19 protein-coding genes, 1 tRNA gene and 1 riboswitch are annotated in these 23,394 nt (G+C 45.0%); of the genes, 5 read left to right on the forward strand and 15 right to left on the reverse strand.

The genetic code is table 11. The features are described 5' to 3' along the window. Window positions 1-93 precede the first annotated feature (93 nt). Complete coding sequence (locus AB4Z45_RS22705) at window positions 94-699, reverse strand: TetR/AcrR family transcriptional regulator (protein WP_441911741.1); 606 nt, start codon at window positions 697-699, stop codon at window positions 94-96. A 156-nt stretch (window positions 700-855) separates the two neighbouring features. Between AB4Z45_RS22705 and AB4Z45_RS22710 the strand changes: the two genes are divergently transcribed. Continuing rightward, window positions 856-1,743, forward strand: a complete 888-nt coding sequence (locus AB4Z45_RS22710; protein ID WP_441911742.1) for an ABC transporter ATP-binding protein — start codon at window positions 856-858, stop codon at window positions 1,741-1,743. Next, complete coding sequence (locus AB4Z45_RS22715) at window positions 1,743-2,555, forward strand: ABC transporter permease subunit (RefSeq protein WP_441911744.1); 813 nt, start codon at window positions 1,743-1,745, stop codon at window positions 2,553-2,555. The genes AB4Z45_RS22710 and AB4Z45_RS22715 overlap by 1 nt, the downstream gene beginning before the upstream one ends. A 63-nt stretch (window positions 2,556-2,618) precedes the next feature. On the opposite strand, the gene AB4Z45_RS22720 is transcribed toward AB4Z45_RS22715, so the two are convergent. Next, window positions 2,619-3,575, reverse strand: coding sequence for a helix-turn-helix transcriptional regulator (locus AB4Z45_RS22720; RefSeq protein ID WP_441911746.1), 957 nt, complete (start codon window positions 3,573-3,575; stop codon window positions 2,619-2,621). 128 nt (window positions 3,576-3,703) lie between these two features. On the opposite strand from AB4Z45_RS22720, the gene AB4Z45_RS22725 reads away from it, so the two are divergent. Next, on the forward strand, window positions 3,704-4,588 hold the full coding sequence (locus AB4Z45_RS22725) for an SDR family oxidoreductase (RefSeq protein ID WP_441911748.1): 885 nt from the start codon (window positions 3,704-3,706) through the stop codon (window positions 4,586-4,588). Window positions 4,589-4,596: 8 nt separating this feature from the next. Here AB4Z45_RS22725 and AB4Z45_RS22730 read toward each other — a convergent pair whose 3' ends face one another. From AB4Z45_RS22730 to AB4Z45_RS22780, 11 genes are all read right to left on the reverse strand, one after another. Continuing rightward, window positions 4,597-5,466, reverse strand: a complete 870-nt coding sequence (locus tag AB4Z45_RS22730) for an SDR family oxidoreductase (RefSeq protein WP_441911750.1) — start codon at window positions 5,464-5,466, stop codon at window positions 4,597-4,599. Window positions 5,467-5,473: 7 nt separating this feature from the next. Beyond that, on the reverse strand, window positions 5,474-6,283 hold the full coding sequence (speD, locus tag AB4Z45_RS22735) for an adenosylmethionine decarboxylase (RefSeq protein WP_441911751.1): 810 nt from the start codon (window positions 6,281-6,283) through the stop codon (window positions 5,474-5,476). Window positions 6,284-6,417: 134 nt separating this feature from the next. After that, a complete protein-coding gene (locus tag AB4Z45_RS22740; protein ID WP_441911753.1) occupies window positions 6,418-9,330 on the reverse strand; it encodes an EAL domain-containing protein in 2,913 nt (970 codons plus the stop codon). Between the two features lie 84 nt (window positions 9,331-9,414). Continuing rightward, window positions 9,415-9,500, reverse strand: a riboswitch (cyclic di-GMP riboswitch). A 116-nt stretch (window positions 9,501-9,616) separates the two neighbouring features. Further along, window positions 9,617-12,202, reverse strand: a complete 2,586-nt coding sequence (locus AB4Z45_RS22745) for a metallophosphoesterase (protein WP_441911754.1) — start codon at window positions 12,200-12,202, stop codon at window positions 9,617-9,619. A gap of 5 nt (window positions 12,203-12,207) precedes the next feature. Continuing rightward, the gene (locus tag AB4Z45_RS22750) at window positions 12,208-13,473 is read right to left on the reverse strand and encodes a methyltransferase domain-containing protein (RefSeq protein ID WP_441911756.1); all 1,266 of its coding nucleotides are present in this window, start codon (window positions 13,471-13,473) and stop codon (window positions 12,208-12,210) included. A gap of 40 nt (window positions 13,474-13,513) precedes the next feature. Continuing rightward, on the reverse strand, window positions 13,514-14,296 hold the full coding sequence (locus tag AB4Z45_RS22755; protein WP_441911758.1) for a nucleotidyltransferase domain-containing protein: 783 nt from the start codon (window positions 14,294-14,296) through the stop codon (window positions 13,514-13,516). A gap of 263 nt (window positions 14,297-14,559) precedes the next feature. Beyond that, window positions 14,560-15,978 (reverse strand): RtcB family protein, encoded by a 1,419-nt coding sequence (locus AB4Z45_RS22760; RefSeq protein ID WP_441911759.1) that lies wholly within the window; start codon window positions 15,976-15,978, stop codon window positions 14,560-14,562. A 333-nt stretch (window positions 15,979-16,311) separates the two neighbouring features. Further along, the gene (locus AB4Z45_RS22765) at window positions 16,312-17,796 is read right to left on the reverse strand and encodes a nicotinate phosphoribosyltransferase (protein WP_441911761.1); all 1,485 of its coding nucleotides are present in this window, start codon (window positions 17,794-17,796) and stop codon (window positions 16,312-16,314) included. 1 nt (window position 17,797) lies between these two features. Further along, a complete protein-coding gene (locus AB4Z45_RS22770; RefSeq protein WP_441911763.1) occupies window positions 17,798-18,607 on the reverse strand; it encodes a ribose-phosphate pyrophosphokinase in 810 nt (269 codons plus the stop codon). Window positions 18,608-18,630: 23 nt separating this feature from the next. Then, window positions 18,631-19,395 carry an NUDIX domain-containing protein gene (locus tag AB4Z45_RS22775; protein WP_339207124.1) on the reverse strand — a complete coding sequence of 255 codons (765 nt, stop codon included), beginning with the start codon at window positions 19,393-19,395 and terminating at the stop codon, window positions 18,631-18,633. Between the two features lie 153 nt (window positions 19,396-19,548). Then, window positions 19,549-20,544, reverse strand: coding sequence for a Gfo/Idh/MocA family protein (locus AB4Z45_RS22780; protein ID WP_441911765.1), 996 nt, complete (start codon window positions 20,542-20,544; stop codon window positions 19,549-19,551). A gap of 196 nt (window positions 20,545-20,740) precedes the next feature. On the opposite strand from AB4Z45_RS22780, the gene AB4Z45_RS22785 reads away from it, so the two are divergent. Beyond that, entirely contained in the window at window positions 20,741-21,136 is a 396-nt protein-coding gene (locus AB4Z45_RS22785; RefSeq protein ID WP_441911767.1) for a GntR family transcriptional regulator, read from the forward strand. 10 nt (window positions 21,137-21,146) lie between these two features. Next, window positions 21,147-22,529, forward strand: coding sequence for a DUF5808 domain-containing protein (locus AB4Z45_RS22790; protein ID WP_441911769.1), 1,383 nt, complete (start codon window positions 21,147-21,149; stop codon window positions 22,527-22,529). Between the two features lie 38 nt (window positions 22,530-22,567). Here AB4Z45_RS22790 and AB4Z45_RS22795 read toward each other — a convergent pair whose 3' ends face one another. Both AB4Z45_RS22795 and AB4Z45_RS22800 read right to left on the reverse strand, forming a co-directional pair. Beyond that, complete coding sequence (locus tag AB4Z45_RS22795; RefSeq protein ID WP_441911770.1) at window positions 22,568-23,164, reverse strand: AAA family ATPase; 597 nt, start codon at window positions 23,162-23,164, stop codon at window positions 22,568-22,570. A gap of 81 nt (window positions 23,165-23,245) precedes the next feature. Beyond that, window positions 23,246-23,320, reverse strand: a tRNA-Gly gene (locus AB4Z45_RS22800). Window positions 23,321-23,394: the final 74 nt, after the last annotated feature.

Raw genomic sequence — 23,394 nt, forward strand, 5'->3', positions numbered from 1 at the left:
CTCGTATTCTCCCTTCATTCATACCTCTATGTACAAACATGCTGCAGCCTAAATTGTATCGAATATACAAGCCCATAGTCAAATAACATGGACCTACGAATTAGACTCTGGTCCAGAGCTGCAAATACCATAAAAGAAGAGATGAATGAACTCATCAAGAAAATCGTCTACTTGTTCGCTTTGCTGCGCCAAATCAAGGAACATGTGGGATTGCGCTTTTAGCATATTGATATAAGCGATAATGGTCGGAGTCGATACCTTCTTCGAGATCTCGCCCTTCCTTTTCCCTTCTTCTACAAATTGTACGACGAGCGGCATCCCCTTTGTTCGATAAAGCTCTTCAATATATTGATTCGTTTCGTCATCAATCAGGAACTGTGTGAAAAATTCAGGAGTAAAGGCGCGATAAGCTTCCTTGTCTACAAAAACGATATATTGAATGATCTCCTTTAAGGAGCGATCACCTTGAATGAATGTTTCAAAATCAGTAATGCTCTTATCAATAAATTGTTTGAATACCTCGCTAAGCAGTGCTTCCTTGCTGCCGAAATAATTGTAAATTGTCACTTGAGATACTTCAGCTTCCGCTGCAATGTCCGCGATTCGTATTTTTTTTGGCTCCCACGTCTTGAGCATGTCTAAAACCGTCTTCTTAATCTTCTCCTTGATTAATTCCTTCCTTCTCTCGAAACCGTTCATACTGCCTCCTGCAATCACGTCTATTTTAATTTAATGAAATTATAGCACATCTATATTTCATAACCCATTGACTTCTAATCCTAACGAAATTATCATAAATAATGAAATTAAATAATAAAATAATTTCATAATTACAAATGCGGGGTGCAGCGGTATATGTTAATCGTTGAGGGGCTGACTAAGCTTTTTCGGAATGGCCGCGGCATTACAGATGTGTCATTCACGGTAAACAAGGGTGAAGTGTTCGGTTTTTTGGGGCCTAATGGAGCAGGCAAATCGACGACTATTCGTCACATAATGGGTTTTATGAAGCCGGATCATGGACGGGTATCCATAAAGGGACTCGATACCTGGACGAAACAAGGAACGGTGCAAAAGTTTGTTGGATATTTACCAGGGGAAATTGCTTTTATCGAAGGAATGACAGGAAAAGCTTTTCTTGAATTTCTCTCCTCTATGCAGAGAGTGGACAGCTCAGCCAAACGCCGGAGCCTAATCGAACGGCTGCAATTCGACGTCAACACGCCGATTCGGAAGATGTCCAAAGGCATGAAGCAAAAAGTCGGTATTGTCGCCGCATTCATGCATGATCCCGAATTAATCATTCTCGATGAGCCTACCTCCGGCCTCGATCCTCTCATGCAGCAGACGTTTATTGAGCTTGTTCTCGAAGAGAAGGCGAAAGGAACGACTTTTCTGATGTCTTCCCATAGCTTTACCGAGATCGAGCGAACCTGCGACCGCGCCGCCATAATAAAGGACGGGAAAGTGATGACCGTCAAAAACATACATGAGCTTCAGTCCATGCAGCGCAAGCTGGTTGAGATTGTTTTTGAGCAGGCGGCAGATGCTCATCTGTTCGTGTTATCGGGCACAGTGCCTATCGAATCACACGATGGCAGACGGGTCACAGTCGCCGTGCAGGGCAATTATAACGAGCTGATTCGAGAGACGGCCAAATACCCTATTCGCAGCCTCGATATAACCGCGCAAAATCTTGAGGACGTATTCATGCACTATTATGACCGGAAGGAGCTCGTCTGATGAACGCTCCCCTATTTAAACAAATGATGAAGATCAATCTTAAAGGTATAAGCAACTATGCCTTCGGCTCGGCTTTCTACATTTTGCTCATGTTCTGGCTGTATCCCGGCATCGCGCAAAACACAGGAGCACTTAACGAGCTTATGTCGGCTCTGCCCGAAGGGCTTATGAATGCTTTCGGCGTCCAAGCCGGCTTCGGCAGCATGGAGGCCTTCATCTCGGGAGAGTATTACGGACTCATTTTGCCTCTTCTGCTTTCTATATTCAGCATCATGCTGTCGACGGGCCTAATGGCAAGGCTGGTGGATCAAGGCTCCATGGCTTATCTGCTGTCTACTCCGACGTCAAGGCAGCGTGTCGCCGCAACGCAAGCGAGCGTGCTTATCGCTGGGCTGCTGCTGATTATGATCGTTACGACAGCTGCAGGTTTTATTGGCTATGCCTTGTTTATCGGTGATCGATACGAATTTGACGGTTCCCGCTTCATTTTATTGAATGTGATTGCATGGATGCTATTTTTTGCAGTAGGCGGAATTTCCTTCTTCGTCTCTGCTTTCTCCAGCGATGAAAAGAAAGCACTAGGCATCTCAGGGGTTATTACATTCGGGATGTTTGGACTCGATATGCTCGGCAAAATAAGCGCGAATATAGACTGGTTAAAGTATTTCTCCCTCTTCTCATTATATAGGCCAAGCGAAATCGCAAGCGGCAGCAGCGACCCGGTACTCGCTTTGGTCATACTCTTCTTGATCGGTCTTGCTGGCTTTATGGCGGGCATCCTCACTTTCAGCAAACGAGACCTGCCGTTGTAATGCCTTGTTTAGTATCGTGACACGACAAAAAAGAGGAAGCCCATCGTCGGGCATCCTCTTTTTTTACAATTCGATATATAAACGGTTGATAGCCATTGCCTCAGCCATCACTTTTTGCCGCAGCTCTGCAGGCTCAACCGCTTCTATTCGTGAACCATAACTTAAAATAATTTCGCACGCCGATTCCAAGCCTTGAAATTCAACGCGCGCCGATGACCAACTCGTTTTCAGTGAAGAGCTGCATTCTACGATTTTCACATATCGTTCTTTGGATAGCCGAGAGAGCACTGCATCATGAATGGTAATAACAGCTGGATATTGCGGCAGCCTCTGCTTAAATTCACCCATGGACTGTTCCCAGTACTGAGCCAGATCAAAGTCTGCTGGGCGTGCGAACCGCTCCTCCAGCATTTGGGCATCCAATAATCTTGAGATTCGGTAGGTCCGTTTCTCCCCGTTCACCTCGCCAATTAAATACCAAACGTTTCGCTTAGCAACAAGCCCAAGCGGAGAGACGATTCGCTCGGCGATACCGTCCTCGCGATGATAGCGAATCTGCAATAATCGTTCTTCCCAAACGGCTTCCTGCACAATCGACAAGAAGGGCATTAACTCTTCCATCTGATGCCAGCCCGCTCCATCAATATGAATCTTTTGCTTCATAAGAGCCGCCCCTTTGCTCACTTCAGCAGGAGAGGCAGCCAGTATTTTTTGAACGGCCGCTTCATAGTGACTCGCAATTCCTAGATCGCTCAGTAAAGAAGATGGACTGCCAACGATAACAGACACTAATTCACCCGCATGCATACCTGTTAGATTGGTTCGATACCCCTCGGATAAAACCCATCCTCCGTGCACTCCCCTCTCCGCATAAACCGGAATGCCCGCTTCACTAAGCGACTCCATATCACGAATGATGGTACGCTCGGATACCTCCAGCTTTTCCGCAAGTTCTTTTGACGTCAATTTCCCGCTGTTTTGCATCAATAATAGGATAGCAATCAACCGTCCCGCTCTCATATGCTAGGCCTCCTGTGCCGTTCTCATTCGTTTTTTTCATTGTAGCATGAATATATGACAGTAGTTGTCGTATATCGTTTGCTAAACTGACAAAGAGTAAAAAATAGAAATCGGAATGGAGAGATACAATGAAACCATTAGAGGGAAAAATCGCAGTCGTTGCTGGAGCTACACGGGGAGCTGGACGCGGTATTGCAGTAAGTCTTGGAGAAGCAGGAGCCACCGTTTACTGCACAGGAAGAAGCATTCGCGACCAAGCCTCCGATTTGAACAGAGCGGAAACGATTGAAGAAACAGCCGAATTGGTCACTGCACGAGGAGGCGTGGGCATCCCGGTTAGAGTTGACCATACAGTAGAAGCGGACGTTCAGGCTTTATTTGAGCAAATCAACAAGGAGCAAAATGGACAACTGGATGTGCTGGTCAATAATATTTGGGGAGGAGAAAAATTAACAGAATGGGGAAAGCCGTTTTGGGAGCATTCGTTAAGCAAGGGCCTGTTAATGCAAGAGCGTGCCGTAAAAGCTCATCTCATTACGAGTCATTATGGGGCTCCGTTGATGGTGAAACGGAGAAAGGGACTAATTATTGAAGTAACGGACGGAATCGATTACCGTTATCGCGGAAGCTTGTTTTATAGCTTGGCCAAAATTTCGCCTATTCATCTTGCCGCAGCAATGGCAGCTGACCTTAAGCCCCATGATGTAACGGCTGTTGCTGTAACTCCCGGCTTCCTTCGCTCTGAGGAAATGCTGGAGCATTTTGAAGTAACGGAAGAAACGTGGCTTGATGCTGTACATGGCGGCAAGCCAGACGCCGAGCATTTCAGCCAATCGGAAACGCCATTTTTTGTCGGACGCGGAATCGCAGCTCTTGCAGCAAGCAGCGATTTGCTTGAAAGATCCGGACAAGTATTCCCGAGCTGGCAGCTGTCTGATGAGTTCGGCATAACCGACGTCGATGGCAGACAGCCGCACTGGGGAAATTATGCGAAGCAGCATGGTTTCTTGTAATATCTTCTTTACCCGTTTACAACTTCTCCGCCGTTAATATGCAGCATTTGGCCTGACATATAACTGGAATCATCACAAGCTAGGTAGACGTAGGCAGCTGCTAACTCATGCGGCTGTCCTGGCCGTTTCATCGGTGTATCTGAGCCAAAAGTGGCTACGGACTGCTCATCGAATGTCGCTGGAATAAGCGGCGTCCAGATCGGTCCGGGAGCTACACCGTTAACGCGAATGCCTTGCTCAGCCAAATTCACTGACAATGCGCGCGTAAAGGACACGATTGCTCCTTTTGTAGCGGAGTAATCAATTAACGTCGGATTTCCTTTGTATGCCGTTATAGATGCTGTATTGATGATGGAGCTGGATGCCTTCAAGTGAGGCAAAGCGACTATCGTCAAATAGAACATGCTGAACACATTCGTTCGGAACGTAGCCACCAGCTGATCCGATGTAATATCCTCAAGCTTCTGCTGCACATGCTGCTCTGCCGCGTTATTCACCAAAACATCCAGCTTGCCGTACTCCTTAATCGTCTGCTCGATGACACTTTTGCAAAACTCCTCTTCGCCGACGTCGCCAGCTATAAGCAAGCATTTCACGCCAGCTTTCTCTACAACTTCCTTCGTCTTCTCTGCATCGCCATGCTCATTCAAATATACGATCGCTAAATCCGCGCCCTCTTTGGCAAAAGCAACAGCTACCGCGCGGCCAATGCCGCTATCTCCGCCCGTAATAATAGCTGTCTTCCCTTTCAGCTTGCCTGCTGCTTTATATGAATCCGATTCAAAAATCGGCAGCGGCTTCATCTCGGATTCAATGCCCGGTTGACGGTTTTGGTGCTGCGGCGGGTTAATATTTTTTTGTGATGGTGAATTAGACATGAGAAAATCAGCTCCTTATATTTTTTCCATAAAAGATTTCATCCATCTCGGTCTTTAATCTTCTCGTAATTTCCTCTTGCTCTATGGTTGACAACGAATCCTTCGTATAGCCGAACAAATAGTTGTTCAAATCAAATTGCTTCAGCTTGCATTTGGTATGAAACACATTTTCTTGATAAATATTAACGTCGATCATGTCATACAAAAGAGATTCCTTCTTCGGTATGTAGTTCTGAATCGAGTTAATATCATGATCAATAAAAAGTTTATAACCATTAATGTCGCGAGTGAAACCTCTCACACGGTAATCCAGCGTCATAATATCGGTATCAAATGAATGGATCAGATAGTTCAGCGCTTTTAGCGGTGAAATCTCGCCGCAGGTCGATACATCAATGTCTGCGCGGAACGTACTTATCCCTTCGTTCGGATGATACTCCGGATATGTATGAACCGTTATATGGCTTTTATCCAAATGCATCACTACGGAATCAGGCAAGGGACCCGGCGATTCTTCAAACGAATCATTGGGTCCGCCAATTACCGGCCCTTCCGATACGAGCAAAGTAACGCTGGCGCCCTGCGGTTCATAATCCTGCTTTGCAATATTAAGCACATGCGCTCCAATAATATCCGATACCGTTTCCAAAATATTCGTCAACCTATCCGAATTATATTGTTCGTCTATATAGGCGATATATGCTTTACGCTCTTCTTTCGTTCTCGTATAACACACATCATACATATTGAAGCTGAGTGACTTCGTTAAATTATTAAAGCCATGCAGCTGAATTCTTTGTTCCGGTGTAAGTTTCAAGCGCGCATCCTCCTTTTCAATAACTACTATTTCCTTTTACCCAAAGACCAATGCGGCAAAACTTTTATGCTGCACAAAAAAACATTTCACGCCTCGGTTTTACCGAATGTAAAATGCTTTTTTCATCTCATTATTTAATTGTGTTTTTTCAATTCCTTAATTCGGAGTATCGGATCTCCAACATACACCTGTGTTTGAGGAAGCATGCCATCACGCTGCTTAATGGCTAGGAAATTAAGCGTATTGACGAGCTCATCCTGCTGCTTTTCTTTTAATTGAAATTGCACACCATATTCATAAATGTCTTTGCCCAGTTCATTGTACCAGACGATAAATCCGAATAGCACATACATTTGATTAAGAATTTTCGTCTTGAACATCAAGAGAATATCGCTGTTAACGGGCAGCTTCACACCGACTATAAACCGGAGCCCGCCTGGTCCGATGTTACGAACAAACACCTCTGTACTCCCAAGCTTCACACTGCTTCCTTTAAACATCGTAATGGTCATCTCTGCCAATAGACAATGCTTCAAATCTATTCGAAAGCTTTTTCTCCGATTAACGAGCACCTCTTTACTAGGCATAAATAAAGCAGGCTCTTTACAAGATCTTCGGCTCAAAAGCTGCACGATGCTGTCCGGCTCTACAGGACGGCTGAAATAATAGCCTTGGATTTCATCGCATCGCTGCTCGCGTAAATAGTTGTATTGCTCCTTCGTTTCAACGCCTTCAGCCACCACCTGCATGCCAAGTTCGCCAGCCAATTGAATAATGCATTCAATAATGCTCTTATTTCTACGATCCGTCATCAACTCCTCGATAAATGACCGATCAATTTTGATCGTATCGAGTGCCAATCGCTTCAATAAATAAAGAGAGGAATAGCCGGTTCCAAAATCATCAAGCGATACTTTGATTTTTCTTTTCTTCAGCTCCAGCAGCAATTCCGTCACCGCATTCTCATTGCTAATAAAGGAGCTTTCCGTTATTTCAATTTCCAATCGATCTTGGGAAATTCCTGTCTCCTCGATAATCTGATCGATTCTATGCAATATATTTTGCTGAAGAAGCTGCTGCACCGAAAAGTTAACCGACAGCGTGACCGAAGGCAGTCCTAAGCTCTGCCACCGTTTATGCTGCAAACAGGCTTCGCGAAGCACCCATTCTCCTATCGATACAATAAGCCCCGTTTCCTCTGCGATCGGTATGAATTCAGACGGAGCAACCAATCCCCAATCTGGATGATTCCAGCGCAGCAGCGCCTCGACGCCAACAATTTCCATCGTTTGTGAATGTACTCGAGGCATATAATGAAGGAACAGCTCTCCTCTTTCCTGCGCTTTACGCAAATCATTGCTGAGTGAAAACAATTTGAATGATTGCACATTTAAAGAAGAGGAATAGCACTGTGATTGGTTGCTGCCTCTGGACTTCGCATGATAAAGAGCCGCATTCGCATTTTTCATCAACTGCTCCACCGAGCTCCCATCGCCAGGCGATTGACTGATTCCAATACTTGCGGTTACATTCAGCTCATATCCTTCTATCAAAAATTGCTCATTGATAAGCTTAATAATAGTAGCTGCCATATCCTTGATTTCGTTTTGCTGCTTTACATCAGCTATAATAATTGCAAATTCGTCTCCGCCAAGTCGGAATACGGTTTGGCCATCACGTAAATTGCTCATCAATCGAAAGGCGATTTGTTTCAGCAGCTCATCCCCAATCGGATGCCCAAGCGTATCATTTACATATTTGAAACGATCCACGTCAATCAGCATGATCGCCAGCCTCTGCTTAAAATACTCGCTTACCCTTAGCTGCTTATCTAGCTGGTCTTCAAACATTCTGCGATTTGGCATCTCCGTTAAATAATCGTGGTAAGCCAAATATTGATTTAATTCCTCAGCCTTGCTCCGATCCGTAACATCAAGGACTACGCCAACGATCGCCTGCTCACCCATATTTGACACTTGATTATAGTGCACTTCGCAATGAATAATCGTCCCATCTTGCTTAATGGCTCTGTGGCAGAAATTAGATAAAGACTGCCCCTCCTGTAACTTCGTTAGCTGATTAACGACGGCTTCACGGTCTAAAGGATGGATCGTCTGTATAATATCCATACCGATCAAGGAGTCATAACCAAACATTTTATTGAGCTGGTCGTTTGAATAAACGAAGTTGTTTTTTTGCGCGACAAAAATACCGACAATGGATTGCTCAACAATACTGCGGTATTTTAATTCGGTCTCAGTCAATGATTGCTCAATCATTTTTTGCTGCGTAATATCCTTGGCAATGCCGTAGACGCCGATAAGCTTTTTATTAATAATGATTGGAATATTGGTCACATTAAATTCGACCGTTTGCCCTGTTCTCGTAATGCCTGTCGTATCATAGTTTTGAGGATTCAGCGTCTTGACCGTTTGCTCAAAATATTGAATCGTTTTATCCCGTGCTGCGGCATCTACAAATTTATGAAAACTATCATTTATAATTTCCTCTTTCGTATATCCAAAAACTTGCTCAAGCACAGAATTGCATGACAAAAAACGCCCTTGTGCGTCTAAAGAAAAGACCGCGTCAGGGTTGTTTTCAAATATCGATTTATAAAGCTGCTCTTCTAGTGTGAGGCGATGCTGTATTTTTTTATTTTCCGTTACATCCTGAATCATGCCTATCGTCAACAATATCTCGTTTTCGGCATTCCGTATGAACGTAATGTTTTCCACCACATATCTAACTTCACCGCCTTGACGAACGATTCTGTACTCGGAAACGCTTTCCTTTTTTGATTCAATTGCAAGGTGGAACTGCTCATTAACGCGCTCACGATCTTCGGGATGTACAAACTCAAAAAATTGTTCAATCGTCATCGAGAAATCAGATTTCATACCATATATTTCGAACATTTGATTCGACCAGGATGCTTCTCTGCGAATATGGTCAAACTCCCAGTAGCCTAAATTCGCTAACTTTTGAACAATATTAAAACTACCAACATTAACATTTCCATTAAAACGTTTAATCATTTGTTTCATTGCTAAATATCCCCTCTTATTCATAACGTAGGCGGTAACCTGAAGTTTTTAAGGAGAGGATATAGGTATGTTATCACTCATCCTTTTGGCAACCCAGCCACCTTTGGAAATTTCCTTTAGGCCTGTTGGCTTTGCGTCATTGTCTTTCGACAACTTTGCTTTTTACTAGGACTTTTTACATATACCAGTATTCCATATTATTCCGATATATACCATAACCAATTTCATAATAGGTCGAATGATGTAGAAAAACCTCCCATTTTGGGAGGTTTGGTATATTGATGTTTTACAATCTAGGATCGATTTCCTTCTCTTTGGCAACCTCAAACAAAAGATTCGCAGCAGCCGCTTGATATCCATCGTTTTCTGGGGCAATTTCAGCAAAAGGAATCGCCAGCATATGCTGTCCTAGCCGGTACTCGTTAAATGATGTACGAAGCTTTTGCGTAATATTTTTTTGCTTGATGAGCTTATTGTACTTGTGCGGAAATCTATAATCATAACCGTAAATAATAGACATGTATTCCTTATTGCGCACTTTCATATAGGGAACCGTGTACGGCTGAGGCAGCTCGGGCTTAATCACGACACCTTCCATATGATTGTCTACCGTAAGCGTGTAGAAATATTTTTCTGCAAGCTCATAGCTCTCCGCATCAGACAGCACAAGCGTGATGAATGGATCGTCAGATAGGAATCGATACATCTCAGAGGTTTTCCACGCTGGCAGCTGCTCGCTTCCGTCTACGTATGCGATTTTGAGCAGCGAAAATGGCTTGTATTCAAGCTCCCCTGCCTCGGCATACAGCTCCAGCTGCCTCTTATACGTTTCATATGCTTTGATATGCTCGTCAATTGGCCTGATTTTCTCAAGAACAGAATGAACATGCTTAAAGTTTTGATAGACGGCTAGACCGTACTTCTCATTAATAGCCCCTTTGCTAAAGTGAAACTGATCCTTTTCAAAACCGCTTTCCTTGAAATCATGCGCAAGCTTTCCGAACGCTTCCTCGAATCCATTCGCCTTCAGGAAAGCAAGCTCTGTCTCAAGCCCCTTCTCAATTGGCTTAAACTGCTTTTCGATGAGACCTTCCCCCAGCGCCTCCCATGGCAAAAGCTCGCCATCGAGCAGGAGCATCGATATATCGTTTTCCTTCATGTAGCTTCCGAATCTTTGCAGCAGTCGCTCATAAACAGCGGTTAGGTCAACCTTATTTATTTTGTACCCATTGCGGCTCACTGCAAAAGATTGCTCGATATCTGCATGCAGATAAACATTGCAGCGTGATCCCATGTATTTGGGCTGCAGCACGACCTCTTTAACACCGCGCTCCACAAAATAGTTCAGCCCTTTCCTCAGCGATTCCAGCTCACCCGCCGCTTCATCCTTATCTGCAGGAGACATGGTTCCTGAGATAAAGTTAATTTTATTGCGCGAACAATACTGCAATCTGCGGGCTTCATCGTCATCCAGCTCTTGCAGCGATACTTTGCGTTCCTCTTTGAAGAGTGCAGGAAGCTCCCCTTCCATGCCGGCTATTGACGATTTCTGTGATTTGAAAGTCGGCTTCACCGACAGAGAAACCGAGGTTAGCAGATTGCCGTGAACTGCGCCTGAATCCAAATGGATTTTATTTCTGATCCGAAATGCTTGTTTAGCAGCCACATGCCCAAAAACATGATACGGCTGGTTTCCTGCTGCATCCCGCTTCAGAAACGCAAGCTGTGCTTCAATCGGCGCCGATCGGTCAAGCCTGAAATTGCGCTGATGACGGATCGAATTCACATCCAGCTTGCCAATATATTTGTTCTCGCATGGCGCGTGAGTTACATAATAGGATGGTCCTGCTTTTCCTACCATTCTGTAGTGAGGCTTCGACAGCGATACGAGATGATTAAACTTCTGGAGCAGCTCAGCATCGCCTCTCAGCACCTCAGTGGAATCGAAGTAGGCATGCAGCAGCTCCTCTTCCACACCTTTGATTTCACCACGCATATATTTATGGACGAAGTTTTCATGATTGCCAAGCACAAACAAAAACTTATTCTGATTCGTATATAGGAAATCAATGATTTCCTTTGTGCGGCTTCCCTTATCGATCCAATCTCCAACGAGCAATACTTTTGTACCGCTGACCTTCCCAGTCTCAACCAGTACATTGCCCTCTAGTTGAAACCCATGGCTAACGAGCAAAGCCTTCAGCTCATCCACACATTCGTGAACGTCACCGACGATAATCGTCTTCTGGTCCAGCGGTAAAAAAACGTCCAAATACTCAGCAGCATCCTCGATTATAATCTTATAATCCGGATTCGCAACCTTATCCATGGGGGAATAAAAATCTTTAGCCCGCACCTTATGAACTTTGCTATATTTCTCCCTCGAGAGCGAACCAAGCACGTCCTTGCGCAAACGATTAATGTGGCTCGTTATCAGTTTCTTCGAACGCTCCGATGAATAATAATCATCACGCTTCTTGTAATCAAACAGCACGACTTCAAGGTTGTAGTTATTTTCCTTTGCAACCTCCCTCACTCTCGCCCGGAAATCCTCTGACAACCCTGTTGTATCCACGACAACAAATTCCGCATTAATGGGGAAAGTTGTGACCAGCCGCAGCTTCTCGAACAAAAGGCGGAAAGCCTGATCGCTCGCTTCAAGCATGATTTGATCATATTTATCATAATCAGAGCCTAGAAGCTCCTGTCTAATGCTATCGGATGAAATATATTGCACATTCGCATTCATGCCCTTGCTGTCATCCCTAAATCGCAGCTGCGGCATCAGCACTTCGTTTGCAAAGGTTGTTTTCCCGCATTCCGTCGTGCCAATCAACATAAAAATCGTGTGGACTCTCGTTCTCATTTCCATTGACGCTACTCTCTCCTCTTCCGCAAAATCGCACCCTGCGTCGTTTGTATACCGTTCACTCCGTCGCCGATTGCGACAAACTGGCTTTCCACGGATTGATCTTTAATCGTTTCGAGCAGCCACTCTTGAAATTCCGCTCGCCCAAGCTCCCATTTATGGTCATCATGCCGGAAGTCTTCCAGCTCATAATAAGCATTAAACTCTGCATTAGGTGTTGTCAGCACAAAATAATCAAAATCAACATGTTCGCATATTTGCCGTATCAGAACAGCTGCCTCATTTAGACTCATATGCTCAATAACCTCGGTCAAAATGACATCCACCTGCTCGCCGTTATAAGCCTCTAGAAAGTGTTCAATGGAAGGAAAGGTAGCGATGTTGTCCAGTTCCTTTGCTTTCGCCTTCCGCTCTACCACCTCTAGCAGCGGCTCATGGATATCAACCGCGTAGTAGCTGTCTTCAATTTTGGACGCAAATGGAATCGCATAGAAACCTTCTCCACAGCCAACGTCGAGAATGGCCTTATTGAACGGAAGCACGCTTCCGATATAGCTTCTCCGCTGCTGAGCTGTCCCGCCGAAGGAGAGTTGAACCGCATAACGATCTGTTTTCTCCAGCTCTTCTTTATATTTCTTGAACCGGTCTCTTGAAGCTAGAAAATTGCGGGCAAACAAGCTTCGTATATAAAAGGGTGCGTCGATAATTTGGATACTCTTCACATATTTAATCAACACATCATCAGAAATATCGATGTATTCGTCGCTGAACATCGAGAGGAAGAGACAAAGCACACTAACGACATGCATAAGCTCATATAACGATTTATGCGTCTTAATGGTAAGCGAATAGCTCTTATGCGCCAGGTGTACAGCTTCAAATGTATAATCGGTAAGATGCTTCTCAAAAAAATGAATATAACGCAAAAGCTCAATATGTATCATATTGATATGGAAGGTATGCTCGTATTGCTCCGTGTCACTCGAATGCTGCGCTTTGAGCGGCGCTGCAAAAAATTCATTGATCGCTCCCAGTACAAAGAGCGGCGTATTATATCGCGATACATTGAGGTACTCAAATTGATCCTGCCTATGCTGCTTGTATGAAACCTCATTGTCAGCATCCTTAAAATAAACGTTGAAGGTTGCTTCATCGGTATACCAGCCGTAGGCCATTCCTTTGCGAACGGCGCGCAGCAGCATGCCTGAGCCCGGATTTTTTCTGATGACGAACGAAAAGCTTGGGTTCGTCGATTTCACTTGCACGATAGCCATCCTTAACTTCCCCTTACTTGTCAATTAAAAGCAACACTATTTAATCCCAAACCTCTTGTAAAGCGCTGCGGAACAAATCATCAAGCTGATTGTCCTGCGCAGTTCCCCCTTGGCCCATTGCGAATGCGATTTGTTCAAAATGAACCATTCGCTCCTCCAAATAGGTATTAATAACTTGCAGCCTAGGCTCATAATCGAGCTCGTCACCCGCTTTTTTCCGTCGCAGCAATTGTTCAACCGTAGCCCTCAGCTCACTCTGCTCAGGAATAAGCGCCTCTACTAAACGATCAAATTCGATCGGAGGCATCGAGTTGTACTTCGCAATCCAGCCGCAAGCGAGAATCGGCCTTAACACATAAAAATACTTTTTTATTTTCACTTGCTCGCCTTGCAGATACTCTCGGTAGTTCCCTTTTGCCATATGGAGATAATGGTACATGCATGACTTCGGCGAGAAAGATAACGGAGAGGCGCTGCGGATTTGTTTGGCTACTGAGTATTTCGTAAAGTATGGAATCGGTGATTGCAGCCATTCGAGCAGCGGCGGATTCGACTTGCGAAACAGATTAAGCGCTTTGCGCAAATCCCAGCCGTTTATATCTAGCAGATCGCTTATAGGCCGTTCGATTACATCTCTTTTGTCAAATATCGATAAATACCACTCCACCGGCCTGACATAAATAAATCGAACGTCGTAATCGCTATCCTTAGAAGGAAACCCCCACGCCCTGCTTCCCGATTCGCACGCATAAACGATGCGAACCTGTTCCTCCCGCTCGATTTTACCCAGCTCCAGCAAAATATTTTCATGTATGTTGGTCATTCTAGACACTCCTTTACTCAGCTTCTTCTTGAAAAAAAAAGACCATGGACAATCGTCCATAGTCTAGGAAAAAGAATAGTCAGCAATGCAGCTAACACGAGGTCAGTACACGCTTCCCTTCAAATACCAAACAACGGGTCCGAGGAGTGGAGCTATTCTCTTTGCTCAAATTAAAAGAATTGGATTGCTCATCATTTACGTTAACTAACTGTACTTCTAGATATTGGTTAAACATTCTCCTCGTCCCCCTTCTTTTCCTTTATTTACGTTCCTTTGACGGCAGCTAACGGTTTGCATTTTGCTACGACCTGCGCAAGCCCGGCTCCGACTACACTCTCAATGATTTGATCTACATCCTTGTATGCCTGCGGTGATTCATCGACCAGAGACTCCATAGATCGCTGGTTTACGACGATTTCATCATCCGTACCTACACGCATTGCAATAGCAACCTCTTCTACCGATACAAGCTGCTTCGTTGCGTTCCGTGACCTGATTCGTCCTGCGCCATGACAGATGGAATAATGATTCGCTTTCCCTTCAGCGCTTCCGACCATAATATACGAGGCAGTGCCCATCGATCCTGGTATAAGCGCCGGATGCCCCGTGCAAAGGTACGGCTCAGGGTTATCTGGATGTCCTGCCGGCAGCGCTCTTGTTGCACCCTTGCGATGAACGAAATAGGACTGCTCATCTTGATCTTCCTCCCATGCGTAGTTATGCATGAGATCATACAATGTGCGCAGCTCGAATTTTGAGCCGAACACATCCTTGCCCGCCTCCAAGGCAGCGTATGCAATCAAGTGGCGATTCACGACCGCATAATTTAAGGCCGAGTACATGAGGTTGACATACGTTTGGCCGAGCGGATGGGATAACGGCGCATATAGCAGCTTAGGATCAGCGGTGCCTATGCCTTCCTGACGCATCATTTTGGCAATGTCCGTGCTGCAATATTGACTGACCGCACCGCCCCAAGCCCGCGAGCCGGAATGAATCATAATGACCACTTGGCCGTCGAACAGCCCCCATGCTTCGGCAATTTCTCTGTTTTCCTCGGCAATTTCAATCGCCTGAATTTCTACAAAATGATTGCCGCCGCCAAGTGTGCCGAGCTGGCGATGCGCGCGATGCCAAACAACTTCCGGAAACTTCTCCAGCACCTCTTCGTCAAAATCAAAACGGCTGCTCTCCACATGGGTTAAGGAGGTAGCTTTGCGCGGCGTGTAGGCATCAGGAATATATTTTTTCGGCAAGCCGTGCAAGCCCTTCTTCACGATATTCTCAAGTCTAATATCTGAGAAGTAACCTCTTGCATGCTCCTCGACTGGCATATATTTCTCAATAGCCTTAACCAGCTTGCGCCGCAGCTTTACTTCCTTCAAATCATCCTTATGCAGATTTGTAAGCTGTACGCGCATCCCGCATCCGATATCGCTGCCTACGATGGAAGGAGATACGTACCCATCACTCGCATTCCATACCGCTGTTGTACCGATACAGGTTCCCACGCCAACATGCACATCAGGCGTATAGCTCATATATACTTGATTCGGTATTTGTAAGTTGTTGTTCGCCATTTCAAACACTTTATAATCCAAGGACGCGAATAGCTCTGGTCCTGCATAAACATGCACCTGCCCCGAAGGCAGCTTTACTTGCTGATAATACGTTTCTTTCATATCCGATAATCTCCTCAAAATTCAAATGAACACAAAAAAGCCATGGACCCCAAAAAGTCCATGGCTTAATCTTGCGCCTTTATTTCCCAATCGTTGCAGCCTGCAGCATACAAGATTTTAGAAAATAGTCACAGGCCCCGAAGAGGCCGATGAAATGGACTTGCTATATTTAGTTGCATGATTACGTTCTAAATTTAGTCCGAACATTGTCATCGACCTCCTTTCATTTGATTTACATCATAATAATCTGATCACCCAACTTCTGTCAACACATTTATAATAAACCAAAAATAAGATGCTCGAGGGAGCATCTTATTTTTACGGATAAATAACTTATAAATGAGCCAATAAGTTCGCGCGCACCTCAGTCAGCGTCAAATCGCGAACTAGCTTCCCATCCTCAAACACTACTTCGAGCTGATCCTCTGCTTTACTAACTTCGTACTCCGCTGCGCTAAGATTGTCAGTATAAGCAAGTTTCCCGTCCTGCTCCGTAACGAGGACAAGACCTGTCTGCGACTTCTTCACGCCATTATCTGTTTTGGGATCCTTATAGATTTTGCGCTCCTCGCCATTCACAATCGTAAACGTCGATTTTAATGCGAAGCCGAATGTATCCCGCGTATTGTACTGGTAAGTGAACGATCCGATTCCATACACCATATTCGTCGATGCAAAACCTTTGGCTGCCAGCTTCTCGCAAATTTCCTTGCAGCGCGAAATTGTAATCGCATCCCCATAGATCGCCCCGATGTGGCTATCTAGCTGCTTATACCCCTTCTCTGTAACCGTGCCGCCAAAAATATCCCAGAGTATTTCAATAACGCCTTTACGCTCGAATTCACTCTCTCCATCCGGGTCGCCGCAAATGATTTTGACCGGATCTCCGCTGTCGGGACGAATGACCACCTTGCCGTCCCTGCTCATAATATCATCCTTCAAGCCGCGAATGACCACGTCCAGCACACTCCATAAATCCCAAGTATCCGATACGATCGAGACAAAGCCATTTGGGTATACCTCTTTGATCAAATAGCGGTACGATGCCATCTCGTCACGTCCGTGCGCGCACATAACGCTGTGCTCGGTTGCCGGAATCGACGTACCCACCAATTCTTTTTCTATATTCGCATTATAATAGTTTTCCAAATACAATATCGCTGGTATCGTATCTGTTCCCGTGAACGATAGGAGATGGCCTGCGCTGCTGCCGAGCGCCGATTCAAGCGCACCCATGCCGCGCATCGAGAAGTCGTGGCCTTGGAACGGTACGCCTGCTGTATCGCCGTTTGTCTGCAGAGCATAGGCTTCTAAAATTTTGCGATATTCGAAAGCTAGCGTAGCGCTCGTAGCCGGCATCCACAGCTGGCACGACATCAACGTCTCCAAATAGTTCGTCAGCCAGAAAAATTCAGGCTTCGTGTTCTCAATAGTCAGCATTGGTACTCTTATCGGTACTAATGCACCTTCTTTAATCGCCTTAATCTTGATCGGCAAATATCCAAGATCGTGCAGCTCCTCAATATGCGATGCATCGGGATTCGCTTCTCCAAGCGCATATTGAATGAGCCTCTTGTACTCATGCGCTACCTCTGCCTTTGTTCTTGCAAAGAAGTGCTCATTAAAATAATCGATGAGATATTGTTTGATAAACGATTGGAAGCCAAAAGCGACAACCTCGTTAATATCATCTAGTCGGCTTGTGCGAGCGGTCCACGTCGAATAAACGAGCTCCGTTCCTTTTGGATACTGATTTTTATGGCTCACCTTGTAAAAGTCACATAGCAGCGTAGCTGGATAAACGAATGTTTGCGTCATCTTATAGGCCTCCCATTGCGAATACGTGAATTTTGTCATGCTCTGCTTGATGAAGTATGGTATCGGTCGTATACACCTTATCAATAAGATCAGTCTCTAATATTTTCCCTTTATAGATCGAATGCTCGCAGTGTCCTACCAGCAAATAAATATGCGTGGCTCCAAGTGCCGTCAGCTTCTCTGCGCTAAGCATAAACGTGCCGCCATACGAACAAAGATCATCAACAATGATGGCCTTAAAGCCCTCACGCGGAATATGTCCTACGACATCCAGACTCTTGATTTGGCCGGTCTGAAAATCTCTCGCTTTGTAGCCTACCAGCTGCTGGTAACCTTGAACCTTGCTGTACCGTTTCTGCGCCCCTGCATCTGGGAAAAAAAGATAGTCCTTCTCCAAATCAAAACCTACTTCGTTCGCGACCTGCTCAAGCAGCTGAATCGTTGGATATTTGCCGATACTTCGATCGATCAGCGCAAGCGATACATCGGAATGCGGCTCGATAATCGTAACCGATTCAAAGTTCATGTTATTGATAAAGGCAGCTGTATATTTTAACGTAAAGGCAGAAGCACCTTCGACTCGATCCATTCGGCTGTACGGCAAATAATAAATGGTCAACGTACATTTAACGCGCCGATCATCGAGATAGCTCTTGATGAACATCAGCTTAACCAGATCGCCATCATTCTCATATTTCCATACGATCGTATTGAATTCCGCCATATGCGTAAGGATTTCATCGCCATTTATGAGCGTCTCCCCATTCGGAAACTGTTTTAACCCAAGCTCTACTCCATTAAACTTCAGCATGACATCACTCTCCTCGTAAGCGTTCAGCTATAAATAGACAATCTTGGCTCTTCCTTTGTAAAAAGGTACAATTGCGCTGCTCGCTGCGAATATTGATTGGATTGCTTCGGATTTCCATTCGTATCCGTCGCCTCCTCAATAATCGTGCTGCGGCTTTTCGTTGACGTCAATTTGCGAATAAAATTTTTCTCCTCAAAGTCAGGAACAACCGTTTTTATTACCTGATACAGCTCACTAAGCGTAAACTCCTCTGGCAGAAACTCCTTCGCTATCTTCGTAGTCAGCATTTTCTTGCGAATCTCTTGCAGCGCGTCGGTCAAGATTTGCTTATGGTCAAACGCCAAATCCATTTGAAGCGCTTCTTCGACTGTAAACAATTGCACATCCGATGCATCTACAGCCGCAGCCCTTTGTTCAAGTGTACATTCGTTAACGAGCGCTAGAAAAGCATGCGAGATAATCCAGCCCCTTGGATCACGGCCAGGCGTGCTATACACGTTAAAATATTCGATATGCACGTCCTCAACCGCTGTCTCTTCTTGCAGCTCGCGTATAGCACAGTCATATACCGTCTCATTTTCCATCGTAAAGCCGCCTGGCAGCGCCCATTGCCCTTCGAAGGGCCATATGTTCCGCTTGATCAGCAGCACCTGCAGCTCCCTCGTAGGCAGCGCCTTCTTAGGCGTTTGCCTTTCTGTCGTTACGATCGTAAAGATGACGATATCTGCTGGTGCGCCATCAGGTGATCGGTAATGATCTGCTGCGTAATTGGATTCATTTTCGACCATTGCTGCTGCACTCCGATCCATGTCATTTATTCAATTTGATATTATCATAATGACATTATTAAATCCCTTTGTCAACGGCTGCTGTGAAAAATAGGCAATTAGTCACGAATAAGGATATAAAAAAAGAAGCGGCTGCACGCCGCTCCTGTTATATTATTTCGTTTCTATAGCATCGGCAGGGTAGACGAGTCCAATCTGCTTTCTTGCCTCATCCATAATCTCCAGCGTCACGAGTGAATTTGCAAACGTGTTAATGGATGACTCCGTACGTCCAGCTCTAATCAGCTCGATAAATTCCTTCGCTTCATAGTACATCGACTTGCTATTTGAAGGCTGCGAAATATCTTCGCTTGTTCCGTTGCGGTATTGGATTTCAACCTTCCCTATTTCACTAATCTTGTCGATTACGATACTGCCGTTCTCCCCTTGAATCTCCGATGGCAGCGATGAATGTGTAATTTTGGAATACATGATGACCGCATCCATACTCTCATACTGAAGAACGATGCTTCCTTCCCCATCCACGCCAGAATCCAGCATGACACCAGTCGCTTTAATCACATCCGGCTTGCCAAATAAGGCTACAAGCGGGTAGACGCAATAAATGCCAAGATCCATAAGCGCCCCGTTTGAGAATACAGGATTAAAAGCGTTAAGCACCGTACCCGCCTTATAGGCATCGTACCTAGACGAATACTGGCAATAGCTCGCAAAATAACGCCGTATCGTTCCAAGCTTGTCGATGTTGTCTTGTACAGCCTTAAACCCTGGCAGCATCGTCGACTTTAACGCCTCCATGAGCAGCACGCCGTTTTCCTTCGCAGCCGCAATCATCTGGCGCAGTTCATGCGCATTTGAAGCGATCGGCTTCTCGCAGAGCACATGAATGCCATGCTTCATGCAAGCAATCGCATGAGCGGCATGAAATGAGTTTGGACTAGCAATGTATACCGCATCAATTTGTCCACTTGCCGCCATCTCTTCGATATCCGTAAATGTAGCAGCAATACTATGTTTCTCCGCAAATGTACTCGCTGTTTCTATCGAACGCGAATAGACAGCAGCTAGTTTGAAATCTTCAACCTCGCTCGCCGCAGAAATAAATGACTCCGTAATCCAGTTTGTACCGATAACGCCGAATCTGATCATAATCGTCTCTCCTTGAAAAATAGATTTATTGGCTAATCGCTTATTATATTTTTATGAAATGAGGAAAGTCTTCTTCTGTTTATTATAGCCATGCCAGGGACTGCCTGTCCAAATGATTCAGCCGCATTTTGACATTTTGTATAATCTGTATTAACATCTCTAATACAAATGATACTTTATTGCTAGGGGTGATCCGATGATTATGACGCTCGACTACAACAGTGATATACCGATCTACGTCCAGCTCCGCAACCAAATTGTCATCGGAATTGGCGTAGGCGGACTCAATTATGGGGAGAAATTGCCAACGGTAAGACAGCTCGCTGATGATTTAGGGGTAAATGCCATGACCGTGAACAAAGCCTATGCCCTTCTCAAAAACGAGGGATACATATCTATTGATCGCCGTCATGGGGCCAAGGTACGCACCGAATGGAGCAAGCAAGCCGATTTTAGCCAAAAGCTGGAGCATGAATTAAAGCTTGTTATTTCTGAGGCTAGTCTCAAAGGTATCGAGCAAGAACAATTTATGCACATTTGCTCGAACATCTTTAAAGCCGCAATGAGCAAAAATCATCCCCTGCCAGAATAGGAGACCTTTCATGAACAATATTATTTTAATCGTTCCAGCAGCTATTGCCTACATCACTATTCTTGTTATGTTTTTGAAGCAAGCCGTACCAAGCAATCATATATTGTTTGGCGTTACGTTTCCTGCACATGCCTTCGAGGATGCAGAAATGAAGCAGCTTCAAGAAAAATATAAAAAATCATATTTTTCGTATGCTGGCATTACGTTAATAACCTTAGTCCCTTTTTTCCTGCTCGATAAATACTTTTCATTAGCCTTTACTTACATGCTGCTTTGGTTTGCAATTTTTTTGTATACATCCAAACTTCCTTTCAACAAAATCCATCATAAAGCCGCTGCTCTCAAACGGGATAAACAATGGTTTGTCGGAGAAAAACGAGTGATCCGTATCGATACCAAAGTAACGCAGCTCAAAAAATCGGTGCTTGTTTCTCCTTATTGGTTCCTAATTCCCACACTTTTATCTGTCGTCCCTATTATCGTTTCCTTGTTTAACAGCGACGTTCTCTTAAAAATGACCGGCATTGCCTCACTCGCGATGACTGCGATCTTATACATCATTTACATTGCCTTTGGCAAAATGAAGACGAAGGTGTACAGCAAAAACCACGACATCAACGCCGCTATTAACCGTACAGCACGTCGTTATTGGTCCATGCTTTGGCCTAGCCTTGCTGTTTTTGAGAGCATTAATGCTTTTGTTGCTTATATGATTTTAACACAGGGGAGCTCGCTGAGCTTTACGCAGTGGATGATTGGTATTGTCATGGTATCCCTCTTGCCGCTATGCAGCATCTTTTTTGTACATAACAAGATACAGGCAGTTGAAGAAAGCCTTGCCGAAACAGACGGCCAAAGTATTGTAGCCGATGACGACCACTACTGGATTAATGGCTCTACTTACTACAACCCGGATGATCAGACGATCATGGTTCCTAAGCGTGTTGGAATTGGTACAACGGTCAATATGGCAACCCGGGCCGGAAAATGGATTCAATACGGCGGCATCGTGCTTGTCCTTGTAATCGTCATTCCTTTGACTGCTTTTATTGTGCAATCTGACAATACAGCTCCTACTCTAACTATTAAAGAGGACGGTATTGTGTCCATCGATTATCCTTTATACGATTACAGCTTTAATTTAAGCGATGTTAAGGGAATTGCGCTTGAAGAAACGCTCCCAAGCGGATTTAGAACAAATGGCACAGCGACAGCCGAATATGCCCGTGGCAACTTTTCCTTAGAGAAGCTGGGTGCTGCCAAGCTATATGTATTTAAAAACTCACCGCCGTACATTACCATGCAGCTTGACGGCTTAACCGTTATTTTTAATGAGAAAGACGCCGCCAGAACGAAGGAGCTTTTCGAACAACTAACGGCTAATAAGCTTTAATGCTCATACGGTACTCAACTACTGTTATGTTCGTGCTATTAGAACGCGTCTCCACCATACACGAATTGATCCAGAGATGCTAAAGACTGCTCGTTTAGAGGCGTGGAGTTGTCAAAATAAAGCACTGAGGATGCTGGAATATTCCATTTCAGCTCTCTCCTCACTAAAGACGGACTAAACTCGCTCCAGTTGTCCAGCTTATACTGATCGAGTATAGATCCCCTTTGCACAATTCGTTCATAATGCACCTTGTCGTCACGGAGATAAACGAATACGACCTTTACCTCAACGTCTGATAAAGAGGCCCCGATTGCGAAGAGCTCCTGCTCAATCCAGTCCGGGGTCTCTGTTTCTTTCGTGAAGGGCCCGATTACAAATATATCGCCGTCATTAGCAATATTCTCAAGTGCAGCATCCATCGTAATGCGATAGCCTAAATCGCGGCACAGTTTCTTATAGAGACTTGAATCTCGGTCATTCGGATCAAGTCCTGCCTGCGTCATAAGCGCAACAGCTGCCGGCCTAAGCACCGTATCCATATCAATAATGGCCACACTGCGCCTCTTTGCCAGCACTTTTGCCAATGTCGTCTTGCCTGCTCCTGCACCGCCTACAAAAAATACTAATTTGCGCATCGCGAACCCCTCATCATTATTAATGTCTTATTCATAACAAAAAAACACCCTGCATTGCAAGGTGTTTTGGATGTGTAAAATTGGAGCGGAAGACGGGAATCGAACCCGCGACCCTCGCCTTGGCAAGGCGATGCTCTACCGCTGAGCCACTTCCGCATATAAATGGCTGGGGATTCAGGGATCGAACCTGAGAATGACGGAGTCAAAGTCCGTTGCCTTACCGCTTGGCT

Origin of the sequence: Paenibacillus sp. MCAF9 (genome assembly GCF_052114265.1) — a bacterium.
In the GTDB taxonomy this organism is placed as follows: domain Bacteria; phylum Bacillota; class Bacilli; order Paenibacillales; family Paenibacillaceae; genus Pristimantibacillus.

Bases quoted from the DNA above. Each gene is read 5' to 3' on its own strand.
- AB4Z45_RS22765 (WP_441911761.1), bottom strand. From the start codon at position 17,796: ATGACGCAAACATTCGTTTATCCAGCTACGCTGCTATGTGACTTTTAC.
- AB4Z45_RS22730 (WP_441911750.1), bottom strand. From the start codon at position 5,466: ATGTCTAATTCACCATCACAAAAAAATATTAACCCGCCGCAGCACCAA.
- AB4Z45_RS22785 (WP_441911767.1), top strand. From the start codon at position 20,741: ATGATTATGACGCTCGACTACAACAGTGATATACCGATCTACGTCCAG.
- AB4Z45_RS22705 (WP_441911741.1), bottom strand. From the start codon at position 699: ATGAACGGTTTCGAGAGAAGGAAGGAATTAATCAAGGAGAAGATTAAG.
- AB4Z45_RS22790 (WP_441911769.1), top strand. From the start codon at position 21,147: ATGAACAATATTATTTTAATCGTTCCAGCAGCTATTGCCTACATCACT.
- AB4Z45_RS22745 (WP_441911754.1), bottom strand. From the start codon at position 12,202: ATGGAAATGAGAACGAGAGTCCACACGATTTTTATGTTGATTGGCACG.
- AB4Z45_RS22720 (WP_441911746.1), bottom strand. From the start codon at position 3,575: ATGAGAGCGGGACGGTTGATTGCTATCCTATTATTGATGCAAAACAGC.
- AB4Z45_RS22775 (WP_339207124.1), bottom strand. From the start codon at position 19,395: ATGGTCGAAAATGAATCCAATTACGCAGCAGATCATTACCGATCACCT.
- AB4Z45_RS22770 (WP_441911763.1), bottom strand. From the start codon at position 18,607: ATGCTGAAGTTTAATGGAGTAGAGCTTGGGTTAAAACAGTTTCCGAAT.
- AB4Z45_RS22710 (WP_441911742.1), top strand. From the start codon at position 856: ATGTTAATCGTTGAGGGGCTGACTAAGCTTTTTCGGAATGGCCGCGGC.
- AB4Z45_RS22725 (WP_441911748.1), top strand. From the start codon at position 3,704: ATGAAACCATTAGAGGGAAAAATCGCAGTCGTTGCTGGAGCTACACGG.
- AB4Z45_RS22780 (WP_441911765.1), bottom strand. From the start codon at position 20,544: ATGATCAGATTCGGCGTTATCGGTACAAACTGGATTACGGAGTCATTT.
- AB4Z45_RS22760 (WP_441911759.1), bottom strand. From the start codon at position 15,978: ATGAAAGAAACGTATTATCAGCAAGTAAAGCTGCCTTCGGGGCAGGTG.
- AB4Z45_RS22750 (WP_441911756.1), bottom strand. From the start codon at position 13,473: ATGGCTATCGTGCAAGTGAAATCGACGAACCCAAGCTTTTCGTTCGTC.
- AB4Z45_RS22715 (WP_441911744.1), top strand. From the start codon at position 1,743: ATGAACGCTCCCCTATTTAAACAAATGATGAAGATCAATCTTAAAGGT.
- AB4Z45_RS22755 (WP_441911758.1), bottom strand. From the start codon at position 14,296: ATGACCAACATACATGAAAATATTTTGCTGGAGCTGGGTAAAATCGAG.
- AB4Z45_RS22795 (WP_441911770.1), bottom strand. From the start codon at position 23,164: ATGCGCAAATTAGTATTTTTTGTAGGCGGTGCAGGAGCAGGCAAGACG.
- AB4Z45_RS22740 (WP_441911753.1), bottom strand. From the start codon at position 9,330: ATGAAACAAATGATTAAACGTTTTAATGGAAATGTTAATGTTGGTAGT.